We start from the raw sequence: 16,925 nt of genomic DNA on the forward strand, positions 1-16,925 counted from the left end.
GCTATCGTCGCTGCATCCAAGGAAGGACGACACGATGCCGCGCGCACTGCTGCTGACCACGCTGGTGGTCTCCACACTCGCCCTGCTGGTTTCCGGCTGGACCGCCTGGAGCCTGCATCGCAGCCAATCGCCACAGCGCATCATCGAAGCGCGCGGGCTGATCATCCACGATGGCACGGGCCAACCCCGGGTGATCCTAGGCGCGCCGGTGCCCGACCCCCTCAGCCGGGGCCGTATCCAGGGGCCGCGCGCTACCGCCCTGTCCGGCCTGATCCTGCTCGGCCCGGATGGCTCCGAACGCGGGGGCTATGGCACCAGCGATCGCGGCGGTGAAGCCGTGCTGACCCTGGACGATGCCAATGGCACCACGGAAGTGTTCAAGGTGGTGGCCAACCCGGACCGTGGTGCCAGCCTGATGGTCAAGCACCAGAACAACACCGGCGCCATGCTCACCTCATGGCAGGGCAAGCCGGAACTGATGTTCGTCGATGACAGCGGCCAGTCCTACTACGTGCGCCCGGGCGCCAACGCCGCGCCCTGATCTGCTTCTGTAGCGTCGAGCCATGCTCGACTGCTTCTACCAACAGCAGCCGAGCATGGCTCGGCTCTACAAAGGCGAAGCAACGTCGAGCATCGCTCGACGCTACAGACCGCACACCGCCGCCAGGTCGTCAGCCAGCGGCCGCAGTTGCGCCGCGCCCAGCGCCGCGCAGGTGATGCGCAGGCCATGTGCCGGCGCCGCCACCGCGAACACCTCGCCAGCGCGCACATGCCATCCGCGCGCGGCCAGCGCCAGCACCTGCGGATGGCTGTCGCCCGGCAACGGCAGCCACAGGTTCAATCCCTCCATCGGCAGCGGCGTCGGCACGCCACGCGCGCGCAGCAGTTCCTGCAGCGACTGCAGGCGCTGCTGGTAACGCTCGCCTGCCGAGGCGATCTTCGCCCGCTGCGTTGACGACGCCAGCACCGAGGTTGCCGCGTCCTGCAGCAGGTGACTGACCCAGCCGATACCGGATGCCAATCGCAGCCGCAACCGCATCGCGGTTTCTTCATCGCAGGCCAGCCAGGCCAGCCGCAGGTCGGGGCCGAGCGGTTTGGACAACGAACGCAGCAGCGCCCAGCGCCGCCCATCCAGCGGCAGTACCGAGTGATAGGCCTGCTGCGAGAGCAGCGCATAGTGATCGTCGATCAGCACTGCTACCTGCGGGTACGCCGCCAGCAACTGCCGCAACGCCCGCGCCCGCTTCGCATCCAGGCTGGCCCCGGTCGGATTGTGCGCCCGGGGGGTGAGCAGCACCGCACGTGCACCAGCCTCCAGCGCCTGCCGCAGCGATTCGACCTGCATGCCCTGGGCATCCACCGCCACCGGCAACGGCGCATGACCCGACGCATTGAGCACATTGAGGCTGCCGAGGAAGCATGGATCCTCCACCGCGATGCGATCACCCGGCAGCAGCCACGCCGCCAGCAGGCGCTCGATGCCATCGACGGCGCCATGGGTCAGCTCCAGCGCATATCCCTCGGGGCAATCCGCATCCAGCGAGGCGCGTGCCAGCACCTGCAACCTCGTGTCGACCGTACCCACGCCATACAGCCGCGGCGCCGCCGGGGTCAGGCGCAGGTTCGGCAGCAGGCGCGGATCCGGGTTGCCACCGGCCAGGTCCTGCAGCGCCAGCCCCGGGGTGCTGCCCTCGCGCGCCAGCGGCGGCGGCAGGCCACGCACCACCGTGCCGCGGCGGCCCGCCGTGCTGGCCAGTCCCGCCGCATCCAGGCGCTTGTAGGCAGCAGCCACGGTGTTGCGGTTCACGCCCAGCTGCTCGGCCAGTTCACGCACCGGCGGCAGCACGCTACCGGCCGGCAGGCGACCCTTGCCGATGCCGTCGCGGATGCTGTCGAAGATCGACTCGGCGCTGTGCCCGGTGATTTTCATTTTGTCCTATGCCAAAATATCTCTTGTCCTGTGCCAGTGTATCCCACCCTGGCCACCCTGCATTGGAGGTGCCCGCATGCCCCTTGCCGCTGCCGACTGGCCCGTCGCCCAGTCCGTTGAACAGATCGCCGCCAACCTGGTCACGGTACGCCAACGCATCGCCGATGCCTGCGCCCGCGTCGGCCGTGACCCGGCCAGCGTGCGCCTGCTGCCGGTCAGCAAGACCGTCGATGACGCCCGCATCCGCATGGCGGTGGCCGCCGGTTGCCGCGAGCTGGGCGAGAACAAGGTGCAGGAGGCGCAACGCAAGGCCGAGACGATGGCCGATCTTGGCGTGCACTGGTCGGTGATCGGGCATCTGCAGACCAACAAGGCGCGCTACGTGGCGCGCTTCGCCAGCGAGTTCCAGGCGCTGGACAGCCTGCGCGTGGCCGAAGCACTGCAGCAGCGCCTGCAGCTGGAAGACCGCACGCTGGATGTGTTCGTGCAGGTCAACACCTCCGCCGAACCCAGCAAGTACGGTCTGGAACCCGCTGCCGTCGAGGCCTTTGTGCAGCAGCTTCCAGCGTTCGATCGCCTGCGCGTACGCGGCCTGATGACGCTGGCCATCTTCACCCCGGAGGTCGAACGCGTGCGTGCCTGCTTCGTGCGCCTGCGCGAACTGCGCGACCAGCTGCAGCGCACTGCACCTCCCGTCATGGACCTTTCGCAGTTGTCCATGGGCATGTCCGGAGACTTCGAAGTGGCGATCGAGGAAGGTGCCACCGTGGTCCGCGTCGGGCAGGCCATCTTCGGCGCACGCGCCACCCCGGACAGTTTCTACTGGCCCAGCAATGGAGCCTCCGCATGAAGCACGCGGTCGTCCTGCAACACGTCGCCTTTGAAGACCTCGGCACCCTGCAGCCACTGCTGTCGGCACAGGGCTGGCAGCTGCAGGTGCTGCAGGCCGGTATCGACGCGCTCGACTCCGCCGAAACCGCCGACCTGCTGGTCGTGCTGGGCGGCCCGGTCAGCGTCAACGATGTTGATCGCTATCCCTTCCTCAACGACAGCATCGCGTTGTTGCAACGTCGGCTGCAGCAGCAACGGCCCACGCTGGGCATCTGCCTCGGCGCGCAGCTGATGGCGCGCGCACTCGGTGCCGACGTCGCCGCCAGTGGCGGCAAGGAGATCGGCTTTGCGCCGCTGCTGCTCACCGATGACGGCCAGCGCTCACCACTGCAGGCCCTGCAGGGCATTCCGGTACTGCATTGGCATGGCGAGGCGTTCGAACTCCCGTCCGGTGCACGTCGCCTGGCCAGCACGCCGGCCTGCCGCCACCAGGCCTTCGCCATGGGCAGCCATGCGTTGGCCCTGCAATGCCACCCGGAACTGGATGCCCGCCAGTTCGAACGCTGGCTGATCGGCCACACCCTGGAGCTGGCGCAGGCCGGCATCGATCCGAACGATCTTCGCGCCCAGGCACGCCGTTACGGTGCACCGCTGGCAGCGGCGGCCACCGCGATGTTCGACCATTGGCTGCAGGAGCTGCCGGAGACACCGCAATGAACTACCGATTGCAGATCCACCGCGATGGCGCCCACTGGGGCCACTTCGACTGCAGCGGCCCCGATGCCATGCAACGCATGGACACCATCGCCGCGCAGCTGCCTGCCGAACAGGGCTTCCAGCTGAAACGGCAGAAAGGTGTCGGTGAAGAGCGCATCCTGTCCAGCAATGCCGACGGCCTGCGCGTACTGGCTTCGCAGATCCAGTACCGCGACATCTGACGATCGTCACGGTAGTGCCGGCCGCTGGCCGGCACCCGAATCTGGCCGGCCAGCGGCCGGCACTACCACGGCTGTTCGCCCGCGTGCGAAGCTTCACGCATGCTGACCCTGCAACGCGGCAGCCACCACGGGCTGCTGGTCGCCCCGCGCTGGCCCTCCACCCATATACAGCTGGAAGAAGAGGTACTGCAACGCCTGCTCGATGCGCAGGCAATGCTGCCTGCCGGGCTGCGACTGCTGCTCACGCGCGGCTTCGAACCCAGCCACAGCCGGCTCGGCAGCTTCCGTCGTGGCGTGCGTTGGCTCGGTATCGCGTTGTTCCGGGCCTGCTATCCGCAACGCCATGATGAGGTCGATGCCATCTTCGGCGCCAACGGCCACGACATCGATGGCCGTCATATCGATGTCTCGCTGGTACTGCACGGCAAGCGGCTACGGCTGCTGCCCGTGGGCGTATTCACCCCGCCACGCTGGCAGGATCGTCGCGTCGCCCGCCATGCCGAAGCGGTCGCGCGGGTGAAGCGCAGCCTGCAGCGCTGCGGCTTCAAGCTGCATCACAACCCCACCGAAGCCCTGCAGATCCACTGCGATTATCGCCCGCGCTGATCTCCCGTCCCGGGCAGGCGTGTCACGCCCATCGATAGATGCAAATGATTCTCTTTTGCTGTAAGGTGCAGCCGCTGCCCTTGCCGCCGCGGGCTGTTCCCTTTCCCAGTTGTCGCCCGCCCCGTGTCCACGCCTGTCGAACCGACGGATGTCGCGCAGCTGTGCGCGGCCCATTACCGGCCGCTGCACGCCCATGTCCGCCGTAAACTCCCGCAACGCAGCGACGCCGATGACGTCGTCCAGGAAACCTGGCTGCGTGTCCTCAAGGTCGCCGCCAGCGGCCTGCTGAGCAACGGCCGCGCCTACCTGTACCGCGTCGCCCACAATCTGATCGCCGATCACTACCGGCAACGCCAGCGCCGTCGTGAGGAAGCGCTGGATGATGCCCAACTGCACGCCCTCGCCGATCCTGCGCCGCTGCCGGAGCAGCACCTGCTGGACGCCGAACAGCTGCGCCATCTCGACGCGATCATCGCCGCGCTGCCACCGCGCTCGCGCCAGGTATTCCTGCTGGCCCGGGTGGAGCAGATGGCACTGGCCGAGATCGGCCGCCGGCTCGGCATCAGCCGGCAGACCGCGCACGGCCATCTGCTGCGTGCGCTGGTGGCGCTGCAGCAGGTACCCGGCGCATGAGCCCGGAGGCGATCGCGCGCGAGGCCGCGCGCTGGTGGCTGGACGGCCACGACGGCGGCCGCGACGAGCGTGCCTTCAACCAGTGGTACTACGCCGATTGCCGCCACGCCGCGCAGTACCAGCACCTGCAGGCGCTCTGGCAGGCTGGTGATGCCACGCCCAGCCTGCAGCGGCATCAGCGCAAGCGGCAGCGCCGGCACCTGCGCGACGCCGGCACTGCCGTGCTGCTGCTTTGCGCCTTGGGCCTGTATACCCGCCAGGCCGCACCACCGGCCGCGCAGGTGATGCGCACGGCGACAGGCGAGATCCGTGAAGAAGTACTGCCGGACGGCTCGCACGTGCTGCTGTCACCCGGAAGCGAAGTCCATGTCCGCATCGATGCACAGCGCCGCCAGCTGCAGCTGCAGCACGGCCAAGCGTGGTTCAAGGTAGCCGCCGATGCGCAGCATCCGTTCCAGGTGCATACGACGCACGGCATGGTCACCGCGCTCGGCACGGCCTTCGACCTTGCCGTGCAGGACAACGACAGCGTGGTCACCGTCACCGAGCATCGCGTCCGTGTGGACAGCGGCACCCGCAGTGAGCAGGCCATCGAAGGGCAGCAGCTGCGCTTCGATGGCCAGGCACCGATCATCGGCCTGGCCGCCAGCTACAGTGCCCTGGCCTGGCGCGAGCGTCGCCTGCATTGGGTCTCCACGCCCTTGGCCGAGGTCACCCAGGGCCTGGATCGCTGGCATGGCGGCCACACCTGGATCATCGGCGCACACCTGCGCCAGCAGCCGGTCACCCTGCTCGGCAGTGCAGACGGTGCGGCGCGCAGCCGCGACCAGCTGGCCACGCAGCTGCATGTACGCGTGCTGCGCCTGGGCGCGGGCGTGCAGGTGTGGCTGCCGCCACGCAGGGAACATCGCGATGCACCCTGACATCGGCCCTGCCACTGCGTCTACCCAGGATGACGACGCGCTGCGTCAGCCCCTGGAGCTCCCGATGCTGTTTCACCGTCCCCTTGTCCTCGCCCTGTCACTGGCCTGCGCCAGTCCGCTTCCGTTGTTACCTGCCAGCGCACACGCGCAGGCCGCCTCCCGTCACTTCGATCTTCCTGCGCAACCGCTGGCCAGCGCGCTGGATGCCTACAGCCGGCTGACCGGTGTCGATCTGGTGATCGGCGCGGCATTGCCAGGCGGCCAGACGGCGCCGGCACTACGCGGACGGTTCGACGACGCGCAGGCCCTGTCGCGCCTGCTGGCCGGTAGCGGCCTGCGCCCCCGTTTCATCGACGCGCGCCGCGCCACCCTGGAACCGGCGCCGGCCGCCCCCTCCGATGGCAGCCGTCGAACCGGCCCGCTGCGCGTACAGGGCGATATCGCACACGGCCATTCCCCCGGTGCAGGCGCCAGCCAGTATGTCCCGGCGGCCCGCGATGGCTTTGCGCCCGCCGTCGGCAGCGAGCGCGTGGCGATGGCCGAACGCCAGGACGGCAACAGCCTGCTGCGTTCGATGCCCGGCACCCACACTTTCCACTCGCGCAGCCAGCCCGGCCTGCAGGTCAACATCCGCGGCATGACCGGCGCCGGGCGGGTCAACACCATGATCGATGGTGTCACCCAGACCTTCCGCAACAACGCGGGCCATGGCTCCGGTGGTCCGTTCGCCTACGTCGACCCATTCCTGCTGGCCGGTGTGGACGTGCAACGCGGTGCGGTCGCCGGTGGTGATGGTGCCGGCACGCTGGCCGGCAGTGCCAATTTCCGCATGCTGGACATCGACGACCTGCTCGGCGAAGGCCGTGACTGGGGCCTGCGTGCGGGCTATCGCCATGGCAACAACGGCTATGGCAGCGGCCGCACCTTCGCCGGCGCATGGCGCCACAGCGAGGACGGCGGTGACCGCCAGTTCGGCCTGCTGGCCGCTGCCAGCAGCAGTCGCAGCGGCGAGTACGCCACGGCACGCGGGCAGAAGAACAATGCCGACCCCGGCAGCCAGCAGCCCAGCAGCTGGCTGTTGAAAGCACGCCTGCAGCCCAGTGACCAGCATCGGCTGGACCTGAGCCACATGCGCTACGAAAACGACTTCTACCACAACTACCCGTGGCAGATTTCCGCACGCAACCAGCGCGCCAGCTACCACTACACGCCCTACACGCCGTGGATCGACCTGCGCGCGACCTTCGCCGGCAACAAGACCCGGCTGTTCTATCCACCCGTGGAGGATTCCAGCTACATCGGCCGCCGCACCCACACCAGCCTGAGCAGCTGGACGCTCGACAACACCAGCCGCTTCGATATCGGTGCACTGCAGGCACGCTGGGACACCGGCATCAAGCACCAGTCGGACGTCTACGTGGCCGACACCCCCATCCTGCGCGGCGCCAACCCCCAGGGCCGCAGCCAGCTGGACAGCGTGTTCAGCACGCTGGAACTGCAGTACGACATCTACGCGCTGACTGCAGGCCTGCGCCAGGATCGCTATGGCATCCGCGGCCACGTCCCGGTGTGCTCGGATGTGCCTGGCCAGTGCGCCGAGATCAACGGCGGCGGCATCGACGTGCGCCGTACCCAGCGCGCACTCAGCCCCAGCCTGGCGGTATCGTGGCAGGCCACCGACTGGCTGCAACTGTTCGCCGAAGCCTCGCGTACTTCCCGCCCGCCGCGCGTGCAGGAGATGTTCTTCGAGAAGATCCCTCTGGAAGGCATGAGCGATGCCGACGGCGTGGGTGCCAACCCGTTCCTGCGCCGTGAGCGCTCGCGCAACCTGCAGTTCGGCGCCAACCTCAGCGCCTCCTCGCTGCTGGCCGACGGTGACCTCGCGCAGCTGCGCGTCACCCGCTTCGACAACCGCATCCGCGACTACATCAAGCCGCAGTACCTGCTGATCGTGCACCCGCCGGAGGTGGGGCCTTTCGTGGTACCGATCGACAGCGATCAGCAGCTCACTGCCTGGACCGATGCCCTGGACGTGGACGACTTCAGCACCACCACGCGCTGGATGAACCACCCCGGCGTGGTGCGCATGCGCGGTATCGAGCTGGAAGCGCACTACGCCAGCGCGCACTACCACGCCACGCTGAGCTGGACCCGCTCGCGCACCAGTGCGCCTGCCATCGAATTCGTCAACCTGGAAGACATCACCGCCCTGCCCGACCGCTTCTGGACGTTGGATGTCGGCGGCCGCTGGTGGCAGAAGCGCGTGCAGGCCGGCCTGCGCGCCGAATACTCCGGGCCCACCGAAGAAGGCTACGACTTCTTCCAGACCCGCAGGACCGGCGGTACCGGTGTACTGCTCGACTTCTACGCCAGCTTCAAGCCCCAGCCCAACACCACGCTGTGGCTGAACATCGAAAACCTGCAGAACAAGGCCTATGACAACAATGCCTCAATCGACAGCATCTTCAGCCCGATCCTGGACCGCGGCAACGGCCGTGGCCGCACCGTCTCGATGGGCGTCAATGTGGCGTTCTAGCCGTCGCTGGCTGCCGCTGTGCCTGCTCGCACTGGCCGCAATCGCCAGCGCGCAGCCGATGCCCGGCACGGTGATCGACCTGGCCAGCGGGCAGCGCCTGGACGAAGCCGCGTTCGTGAAGCGTGCAGCGAACGCCCCGCGGCTGCTGCTGGGCGAACGCCACGACCTGGCCGGTGACCACGCCGCCCAGCGCTGGCTGCTGCACGCGCTGCAACGGCAGCGTCCACAAGGTGCGCTGGTGATGGAGATGATCGCCAGTGAACGCCAACCGCGCCTGCAGCGGGTGCAGCGCTGGCTGGCCAAGGGCAACCATGCCGATGGTGCGCACCTGCAGGCGCTGCTGGGCTGGGATACACGCTGGCCGTGGGCCACCTATGGCGGGCTGGTACAGGACGCCACCGCCGCCGGCATCCCCCTGTTCGGCGGCAACCTGTCGCGTGCCGAGGTCAATGCGTTGCTTGCCTCCAACACGTCGGTGCGGTTTCCGATGCCCACCGCCCGGCAACGCCTGTCGGCCGTGGTGCTGGCCCAGCACGCAGACGCCGCACCGATGCTGGAAGGGATGCTGGCCGTGCAACAGGCCCGCGACACCCGCATGGCACAGGCACTGACCGCAGCCCCTGCACCCGCGCTGCTGGTGGCCGGCCGCTGGCATGTACTGCGCGGCACCGGCGTGCCGGGCTACCTGCCATCGGAGGTACCGGCACTGGTGATCGCGCTTGCGTCACCCGACGAAGGCGTCGATGCAGCCGACGCCGATCTGCTGTGGGTGCCGGGCGATGAGTGAACGCGGCCAACACTGGCAGGCGATTGCCATCAGCATCGGCCTGCACCTGTTGCCCTTGCTGCTGTTGGTGCACTGGATGGCCGCGCCACCGTTGCTGCCGCCGCGTGAACAGGATGTGCGCATCAGCCTGCGCCTGCTGGCACCGGCTACGCCTCCCCAGCCGGTCGAAGAGCGCCAGGCCGACACCCCCAGCCAGGCGCAGCAGGCGCGCGCGTCGCGACCGGCGAAGTCGCCCCCTCCGCCAAAGCCCACCGCCGCGCGCGAGGGCGAGGTGGCCGCCAGCGAGCTCGGTGGCCCTGGCCGGCAAGCCCTGCCGGTCGCCCCGCCTGCGGCCGTGACCGATGCAAGTCCCGCACCGGCATCGATCACGGCCGCGCCGCCCGCTCCCGACGCACCACCGGCGGACTTCCAGGCCGGCGCCGCCAGCGACCAGTGGGAAGCCCGCCTGATGGCGCGGCTGGAGCGTTATCGCTACTACCCCGCCGTCGCGCGCTCGCGCCGGCAGCAGGGAACGGCCTGGGTCAGGGCCAGCATCGATCGCGAGGGACGCCTGCAGGCCCTGCGGCTGGAGCAGTCCAGCGGCCAACCGATGCTCGACGACGCCGCACTGCAGACGTTCCGCCGCGCGCAGCCGCTGCCGCCCATTCCCATGGAAATGAAGGCACCGCAGGAACTGGTGGTGCCGGTGGAGTACTACCTGCGCTAGGCGGCGTAGGCCTCCGCCTCGATCTCGAACAGCATGCCGTCCAGCGCCAGCCGTGGCACAGGAATCAGGGTGCAGGTCGGCGCTGCGCCGTTCGGCCAACGCCGCCGTACCTGCCGGGCGATGATGCCCAGCCGGTCCTCGTCGTGGTCGACCACCAGGATGCGCAACCGCGCGACATCGGCCAGGCTGGCCTGCGCCGAACGCAATGCGATCTGCAGGTTGTCCAGTGCCTGCTCGACCTGTTCCCCGAAGCCGGGAGAGAGATGACCATCGGCATCCTCACCGCCCTGCCCGGCGATATGGATCACCCGGGCGGGAAGGCGCACCACCGCCACGTGCGAGTAGCCGTTGGCCGAGGGGTCGTAAAGCCCCGCAGGATTGAACAGTTCCAGCAGGCCGTGACTGAGGTCCGGGGTGGTCAGCAGGTTCATGCCGCATGCCTCATGGGGAATGCGAGGCAGTCTGCGACCTCAACCAGAGTTGAGGTCAAACCGATCCGCTGCAACAGTCCGGTCCGCCATGCGCAACGATCGTGCCCACGTGTAGAGCCGAGCCCACGCTCGGCTGCTCAGCGCGAATGGCAGCCGAGCATGGGCTCGGCTCTACCGTTCCCGGCTCACGTCCACGCCGGGTCTGCGGTGAAATCGATGGTCAACCAGAAAGTACTGCCCCGCGCATCCAGCCGCACCGCGATCTCATCGCGCATCGCATCGACTTCGCCTACCGACCCCAGCGGCGTGATCGGGTCAGCCAATACATGGATCTCGATGAAGCGCATCCGCCCCATCTTCGCCACATGGCTGGTGAAACCGGCATAGCCACGCTCGGCCACGAACGCCTGCATCACCTGCTGCACGCGCCGGTCCAGATCATCCGGCGCCACCTGCAGCACTTCGCGCATGGCCTTCCACGCGCTGCGCGCCGGCACCGGCAGCATCGCCAGGCTGATCAATGCCAGCACGATCGAATCCAGGTACGGCACCCAATGGTGCCACTCACCACCGTGCAGGACCAGCGCCAACACGAAGGCCAGCACCACTGCCAGGCTCATCAACCCGCCCAGCAGCCAGCCCCGCACATCCAGCCATAACAGCGCGGAGCGCAGATGCCGCGCCCGCTGCGCAACGAACGCCGCCATCGCCAGGTTGCTGGCACTCAGCAGCGCCGCCCACCACAGCGCGGGCCCGAATTTCACTTCGTGCCCGCCCGTGGTCAGGCCGATCACCGCGTTGGCCAGCGCATACACGCAGGCCAGCGACAGGATCACACCACCCAGCGCTTCGACCATCGGCTCCAGGTGCCAGTAGCCATACTGGAAGCGCGGGCTTTGTTCCCGCGCCACCAGCCGCAGCACCGACAACGACACGAGGGTCAGGGCGACGTCGACCAGGCTGTACACGCCGTCGAACAGGATGGCCTGCGATCCCACCAGCAGGCCACCGCCGAAGCCGACCGCGCTCACCGCAAGGGTGACCCCGATCGAGAACGTCAGGATGCGTTGCTCGCGCGCGGTATCCATCGTTCGCCGATGAGCCGACCGTTACGGGTCAGGCCTTCAGCACCTCCACCTTGTACGAGACCGCATCACCCTCCTGCTCGATGATGAGCCCGTGCACGTCCGATTCGAAGCCCGGGAAACGGGCGTTCTGCTCGCGGGCGATGCGCAGCGACTGGATGATCGGCTCGTCGCTGTCGCCGAAGCGCTCGCCCGGCATGATGGTCGGGATGCCCGGCGGGTACGGCACCAGCATGGTCGCCGCGATGCGGCCACTGATCTGCTCGATGTCGACCCGCTCGATCTCGCCCTTGACCAGGTGGTTGTAGGCATCGGCCGGGGTCATCACCGGCGTCGGCAGGTCCACGTACATCTCGCGCATCACCTTGGCCACGGCAAATTCCTGGTTGAACGCATGCAGCGCGTCGCACAGGTCACGCAGGCCCCAGCCAGCGTAGGCATTCGGATAATCGGCGGCCAGCGTCGGCAGTGCCTGGCTCAGCGGCGCATTGCGGTCGTACAGTTCCTTGAACGCCATCAGCTCGGTGACCAGGGTGCTCCACTTGCCCTTGGTGATGCCCATCGAGAACAGGAACAGCACCGAGTACAGGTTGGTCTTCTCCACGGTGATGCCGCGGCCCCACAGGAACTTGCTCAGCACCGCCGCCGGGATGCCCAGCCTGCCCATGCTGCCGTCCATTGCCAGGCCCGGGGTCAGCAGGGTCACCTTGATCGGGTCGATCAGAACATAGTCATCCACCAGGTTCTCGAAGCCGTGCCAGTGCGCATCCGGCTGCAGGTACCACTCCTCGCGCTTGGCCACCATCGGTGCCGGCGTATCGCCCTTGTCCAGGCTGCGCTCGACCTGGGTCGGCTGCCACACGCTGAACCACCAGTCGTCGCGGCCGAGATCATCGCGGACGTGCAGCATCGCGCGGCGGAAGGCGATCGCCTCGTCGTGCATTTCCTGCACCAGCGAACGGCCGGCGTCGCCTTCCATCATCTTCGACGCCACATCGCAGGCCGCGATCACCCCGTAGTGCGGGCTGGTCGAGGTGTGCATCATGAACGATTCGTTGAAGCGCTCGGCATCGAGGTTGCGTTGCGCCGAGTTGCGCACGTGGATCATCGAGGCCTGCGAAAACGCCGCCAGCAGCTTGTGGGTGGAATGCGTGGTGAAAATGATCGCATCCTGCTCACGCGGCTTGCCCTTGGCCATGCCGTAGTGGTTCTCGTAGAACGGGTGGAACGCGGCGTAGGCGTACCAGGCTTCGTCGAAATGCAGGAAATCGACTGCGCTGCCGATCTCGTCGGCGATCTTCTCGGCGTTGTAGCACAGGCCGTCGTAGGTCGAATTGGTGACCACCGCGATGCGCGGCTTGGAGCCGGCCTTGTAGGCCTGGCTGGCCAGCGGATTGGCGGCGATGCGCTGCTGCAGCGACTCCGGCGTGAACTGGTCCAGGCTGATCGGGCCGATGATCCCGTGCGCGTTGCGGCTGGGCGTGAAGTACACCGGCACCGCACCCGTCATGATCAGCGCGTGCAGCAGCGACTTGTGGCAGTTGCGGTCAACGAACACCACGTCGCCGCGGGCCACCGTGCCATGCCAGACGATCTTGTTGGCGGTGGAGGTGCCGTTGGTGACGAAGAAGGTGTGGTCGGCACCGAAGTTGCGTGCCGCCTCGTTCTCGGCATCCTTGATCGGGCCGGTGTGATCGAGCAGCGAGCCCAGCTCCGGCACCGAGATCGACAGATCGCTGCGCAGGGTGTTCTCGCCATAGAACTGATGGAATGCGCGGCCGACCGGCGACTTGGTGAATGCCACGCCGCCGGCATGGCCCGGCGTATGCCAGGAATAGTTCGACTCGGCCGCATGATGGATCAGCGCCTTGAAGAACGGCGGCAGCAGGTTCTTCATGTAGTCTTCGGCCGCGCGCATCACCTGCCGCGAGATGAAGCTCTTGGTGTCTTCGAACAGGAAGATGAAACCGTGGATGTACTTGAGCAGCTTGCTCGGCACCTTCTCGATGGTGCGGCGCTCGCCGTACAGGAACACCGGCAGATTGGCACGGCGTGCGCTCTGCTCGCGCAGGAAGGCGGTCAGGCGCTGGAACTCGCCATCCACCTCTTCGCTGCCATCGATCGAGATCAGCACCGCCGAGGCCGCCACGTAGGTGCGGGCACCGGCCCGGGCGTCATCCAGGTTCAGCCCGCACAGCACGCGCTGGTCGTTGCTGCGCAGCTCTTCCACCAGCGCACGGATCAGGATGCCACCGATGCGCGGCGACTCGTAGTCGTTGTCGATGACAATGACCGGGTAGTCCAGGGACTTGAAGTACACGTTGATTCTCCTTGTCGAACTCAGGAATGCCGGGCGCCGGCGCTGATCGCCGAGGCCTCGCGGGCGCGCTGCCGCTGCTGGCGGCGCTCCTCGCTGAAGAAGGGATAGAACACGGTGATGAACAGCACGAACAGGAAGGCGTACTGCACGATGGTCCCCGACGAGCCGTAGATCGCCCACAGGCAGTACACGACGGTCAGGCTGGTCAGCGTCCAGAACGCACCGGTGTGGACCAGGGTGTGCGAACGCTCGACCACGAAGTAGCACGCCACGCACGAGTAGATGTAGGGCAGCAGGGTCAGCACCACGGCCGCCGACGTGATCACGTCGAACTGGGCCGACGCGGTTTCCGAGGTGGAGGTCACCAGCACCGCCAGGGTCATCAGCACCGCCACGATCAGCACGCCCTTGACCGGCACGTCGTCCTTGTTGGTCTTGCTGAAGATGCTCGGGAACAGGCCGTCATCCGACGCTGCCTTGGCACTCTGCGCGGTCAGCAGGATCCAGCCACCCAGCGAGCCGGCGGCACCGATGAAGGCGCACAGGCTGACCAGCGCGCCGCCCCAGCCACCGACCGCCTTGGCCGCCGCCAGCGCGAACGGTGCGTCGGACACCTGCAGTTCCGCGTTCGGCACCATGCCCATGATCACCGACGAACTGGCGATGTAGGCGATGGCAGCCAGGAACACGCCGGCCAGCGTCGCGCGGGCGACGTTCTTCTCCGGATTTTCGACCACACCGGCAGTCACCGATGCAGACTCGACGCCGATGAAGGCCCACAGGGTCAGTGCCGCGGCGCTCGAGATCGCACCGAAGTTCGACTCGCCAGACACGTTGTAGGCGCCCTTGAAGATGTCGGCATCGAAGAAGAACCAGCCGAAAATGGCGATGCCCAGGATCGGCACCAACGCAAAGCTGGTGGTGACCGTCTGCACGCGGCTGACGAAGGCCGGACCGATCACGTTGGCAAAGCTCAGTGCCCACACCAGCACCAGCACCGCGATGCAACGCACCAGCGGCTCGGACAGGATCGGGAAGAAATAGCTGAAATAGCCCACCGCCGCGATCGGAATGGCGACGTTGCCGATCCAGTTGGCGAACCAGTAGATGGTGTTGGTCTGGAAGCCCATGTACGGCCCGAACCAGTCGCGCGCGTAGGCATAGGGACCGCCCGCCTTGGGTGCGAGCTTGCCCAGCTTGGCGAACACGAAGGCCAGCAGCAGCGCACCGGCGGTGGTGATCAGCCAGCCCCAGATCGAGGCGGTACCGATCTTGGCCAGGCTGGACGGCAACAGGAACACGCCTGAGCCCATCATGTTGCCGGCGACGAGGAAGGTGGCTCCGACCACCCCGATTTTCTTTGCTTCTGCCATGACGATCTCCGGTACTGGCATGAGCCCGGCAGCACCGGGCGTGGGGACGGTTACGCTGGCGTACGACCGCTGGCGTCTATTTGATGAAGTTGTATTGCAGGCTGCCCTGCACCCGGACCGTGTCGCCGCGTGCGCCGCCCTGCTGTTCCAGCCGGCCGTACAGCAGCTCCATGCCCATCGTCCAGGACGGCGCCGGGCTCCAGATCAGGTTGAACACGCCGTAGCGGCTCTGCCGGAATGCATCAGCGGCGAGTGCGGCGTTGCGCTCCAGGGTCAGCTGGCCAAAGATCAGGTTGGAGCGCCACAGCGCGGACCAGTAATGGGTGTAGCCGACGAAACCGCCGTGCAGGTCCAACGCGGCGAGGCGGCCATCGGCACCGACCACTGCGTCCAGTCCGGAGCCGGTCAGGTCGGCGGTGTAGCGACTGAGGCCGCGCCCGCCGAGTACGCCGAACAGCAGCAGGTCGCGCTCGCCCACTGACGCCGAGCCGCTCAGCTGCAGGCCACCGGCCATGCGCCGGTCGCGCTCGCCATCGCCGTCGTAGGCCAGGCTGCGTGCCACCGCGCCCAGCTGCAGGTGGCCCCAGTCGCGCTCCAGGCGCGCGGTCACGGTCACATCGGGCAGGCGGTTGACTGCCGTGCGAGCATCGCTGGCGCCGGCGAGTTCAGTCTTCGGGTCTTCAGCGGCGACGGTCAGGGTGTTGCCCTTGCCTATCGCAAAGCTGTGGTGGATGCCCGCCACCAGCAGGTATCCGGCGCCGCCCGGCCCGGCGAAGTCAAGCGTATCGGGCAGGCTGTCCGGGTCCATGAAGCTGGAGTAGCCATAGCCCGCATAGGTGTTGCCAAGCTGTCCATAGGCGTGTCGCAGGCGGAACTCATACCCCTCACTGCTGCCGAAGAAATCGTTCTCCAGGTAGAAACGCAGGTTGCCGTGCGTGGTCGGGCGCCGCGCCTCGAAGCTGAAGCGGGTCTGCTTGGCATGGATGTTGAAGTTGGAGACATCGCGATGGCTGCCACCCACCGGCATCGACGACGGAATGAACTGATCTTCGTCACCGGCCGCACGCGAATCGGCAATCGCATCGAGCTTGGCGTAGCCGCCGATGCGGATCACCGTATCGGTGCCGGGAATGGTGAAGAAGCCTTTCAGATCGGGGTCGGTCGGACCGGCTGCGCTGTCGGGACGCGACGCCGCCGTTGAGGGATCGGCCACCGATTCGCGCTGCGGCAGCACCGGTTGCGCCACGCCCGGCACCTGGGTCGGGTGCAGCATGCTGGCGCTGCCGCCCGCCGTTGCTGCCGGGGTCGGGGCCTGCGCCACGGCGGCAGGCGCTGAGCCCTCGCGCTGCTCAAGCCGATCCAGGCGCTGCTGCATGCCTTCCAATGCCTGGCGCATGGCAGCGATTTCCTGCCGCAACGCCTGCGCATCTTCCTGGCCATGCTGCTGCGCATACGCTGGCGCGATCGCCAGTGCGGTCGAACAGGCCAGACTCAGTACCGCCAAGCGCATTGCATCCTCCCTGGACAAACATTCGCAGCGCGCTGGCCGGATACAGGCGCACAGTGCCCTGGCCTCGCGTCGCCGTTGCTGGAAATGCGGATACTGCGTTGACGACACCGGCCAGCCTGCATCCGGCAGGCAACAGGACGATGACACTGCCCTGCCCGCACCGGTGTCGAGCCCATCAAGGCCGCGCTGCCAGAGAGGTGGCGACCGCAGCGGTCTGGGTAACAATCAGGGAGTGAGAGTGTCGTGAATGGCTGTGCCGACCGCCCTGGTTCAAGGCATGTCTGGCGCGGCATCCATGGCGCGTTGACGCTGTATT

At 67.5% G+C, this 16,925-nt stretch carries 16 protein-coding genes; 10 read left to right on the plus strand and 6 right to left on the minus strand.

Going from position 1 to position 16,925, the window contains the following annotated elements:
• The first annotated feature begins 34 nt into the window (after nucleotides 1-34).
• Nucleotides 35-541, plus strand: a complete 507-nt coding sequence (locus tag AC5P7F_RS14025) for a hypothetical protein (RefSeq protein ID WP_032957269.1) — start codon at nucleotides 35-37, stop codon at nucleotides 539-541.
• 102 nt (nucleotides 542-643) lie between these two features.
• On the opposite strand, the gene ptsJ is transcribed toward AC5P7F_RS14025, so the two are convergent.
• Nucleotides 644-1,930 (minus strand): MocR-like B6 salvage transcription factor PtsJ, encoded by a 1,287-nt coding sequence (gene ptsJ, locus AC5P7F_RS14030; RefSeq protein ID WP_075075605.1) that lies wholly within the window; start codon nucleotides 1,928-1,930, stop codon nucleotides 644-646.
• A 76-nt stretch (nucleotides 1,931-2,006) separates the two neighbouring features.
• Between ptsJ and AC5P7F_RS14035 the strand changes: the two genes are divergently transcribed.
• The 9 genes from AC5P7F_RS14035 (at nucleotide 2,007) to AC5P7F_RS14075 (ending at nucleotide 9,890) form a co-directional block, all read left to right on the plus strand.
• Complete coding sequence (locus AC5P7F_RS14035; RefSeq protein WP_164077357.1) at nucleotides 2,007-2,780, plus strand: YggS family pyridoxal phosphate-dependent enzyme; 774 nt, start codon at nucleotides 2,007-2,009, stop codon at nucleotides 2,778-2,780.
• Nucleotides 2,777-3,478: a glutamine amidotransferase gene (locus AC5P7F_RS14040; protein WP_164077356.1), complete on the plus strand. Its 702-nt coding sequence runs from the start codon at nucleotides 2,777-2,779 to the stop codon at nucleotides 3,476-3,478. The genes AC5P7F_RS14035 and AC5P7F_RS14040 overlap by 4 nt, the downstream gene beginning before the upstream one ends.
• Nucleotides 3,475-3,699: a hypothetical protein gene (locus tag AC5P7F_RS14045; protein ID WP_014647516.1), complete on the plus strand. Its 225-nt coding sequence runs from the start codon at nucleotides 3,475-3,477 to the stop codon at nucleotides 3,697-3,699. Before AC5P7F_RS14040 ends, AC5P7F_RS14045 begins: the two co-directional genes overlap by 4 nt.
• Before the next feature lie 99 nt (nucleotides 3,700-3,798).
• Nucleotides 3,799-4,305 carry a hypothetical protein gene (locus AC5P7F_RS14050; RefSeq protein ID WP_164077355.1) on the plus strand — a complete coding sequence of 169 codons (507 nt, stop codon included), beginning with the start codon at nucleotides 3,799-3,801 and terminating at the stop codon, nucleotides 4,303-4,305.
• 123 nt (nucleotides 4,306-4,428) lie between these two features.
• Nucleotides 4,429-4,938: an RNA polymerase sigma factor gene (locus tag AC5P7F_RS14055; RefSeq protein WP_046431229.1), complete on the plus strand. Its 510-nt coding sequence runs from the start codon at nucleotides 4,429-4,431 to the stop codon at nucleotides 4,936-4,938.
• On the plus strand, nucleotides 4,935-5,861 hold the full coding sequence (locus tag AC5P7F_RS14060; protein ID WP_164077354.1) for a FecR family protein: 927 nt from the start codon (nucleotides 4,935-4,937) through the stop codon (nucleotides 5,859-5,861). Before AC5P7F_RS14055 ends, AC5P7F_RS14060 begins: the two co-directional genes overlap by 4 nt.
• Nucleotides 5,862-5,925: 64 nt before the next feature.
• On the plus strand, nucleotides 5,926-8,397 hold the full coding sequence (locus AC5P7F_RS14065) for a TonB-dependent receptor domain-containing protein (protein WP_164077353.1): 2,472 nt from the start codon (nucleotides 5,926-5,928) through the stop codon (nucleotides 8,395-8,397).
• Nucleotides 8,384-9,184: a ChaN family lipoprotein gene (locus AC5P7F_RS14070; protein WP_164077352.1), complete on the plus strand. Its 801-nt coding sequence runs from the start codon at nucleotides 8,384-8,386 to the stop codon at nucleotides 9,182-9,184. Before AC5P7F_RS14065 ends, AC5P7F_RS14070 begins: the two co-directional genes overlap by 14 nt.
• Nucleotides 9,177-9,890, plus strand: a complete 714-nt coding sequence (locus tag AC5P7F_RS14075; RefSeq protein WP_164077351.1) for a TonB family protein — start codon at nucleotides 9,177-9,179, stop codon at nucleotides 9,888-9,890. Before AC5P7F_RS14070 ends, AC5P7F_RS14075 begins: the two co-directional genes overlap by 8 nt.
• On the opposite strand, the gene AC5P7F_RS14080 is transcribed toward AC5P7F_RS14075, so the two are convergent.
• From AC5P7F_RS14080 to AC5P7F_RS14100, 5 genes are all read right to left on the minus strand, one after another.
• Nucleotides 9,887-10,321, minus strand: a complete 435-nt coding sequence (locus tag AC5P7F_RS14080) for a RidA family protein (protein ID WP_014647523.1) — start codon at nucleotides 10,319-10,321, stop codon at nucleotides 9,887-9,889. The two genes, AC5P7F_RS14075 and AC5P7F_RS14080, sit on opposite strands and share 4 nt — an antisense overlap.
• Nucleotides 10,322-10,506: 185 nt before the next feature.
• Nucleotides 10,507-11,409, minus strand: coding sequence for a cation diffusion facilitator family transporter (locus AC5P7F_RS14085; RefSeq protein WP_032957286.1), 903 nt, complete (start codon nucleotides 11,407-11,409; stop codon nucleotides 10,507-10,509).
• Nucleotides 11,410-11,437: 28 nt separating this feature from the next.
• On the minus strand, nucleotides 11,438-13,726 hold the full coding sequence (locus AC5P7F_RS14090; RefSeq protein ID WP_014647525.1) for an Orn/Lys/Arg family decarboxylase: 2,289 nt from the start codon (nucleotides 13,724-13,726) through the stop codon (nucleotides 11,438-11,440).
• 20 nt (nucleotides 13,727-13,746) lie between these two features.
• Nucleotides 13,747-15,099 (minus strand): arginine/agmatine antiporter, encoded by a 1,353-nt coding sequence (adiC, locus tag AC5P7F_RS14095; RefSeq protein WP_021204506.1) that lies wholly within the window; start codon nucleotides 15,097-15,099, stop codon nucleotides 13,747-13,749.
• 76 nt (nucleotides 15,100-15,175) lie between these two features.
• Nucleotides 15,176-16,609, minus strand: a complete 1,434-nt coding sequence (locus AC5P7F_RS14100; RefSeq protein ID WP_014647527.1) for a DcaP family trimeric outer membrane transporter — start codon at nucleotides 16,607-16,609, stop codon at nucleotides 15,176-15,178.
• Between the last annotated feature and the right edge of the window lie 316 nt (nucleotides 16,610-16,925).

The sequence above is a fragment of the Stenotrophomonas sp. YJH_SMC_105-26 genome (genome assembly GCF_059368915.1).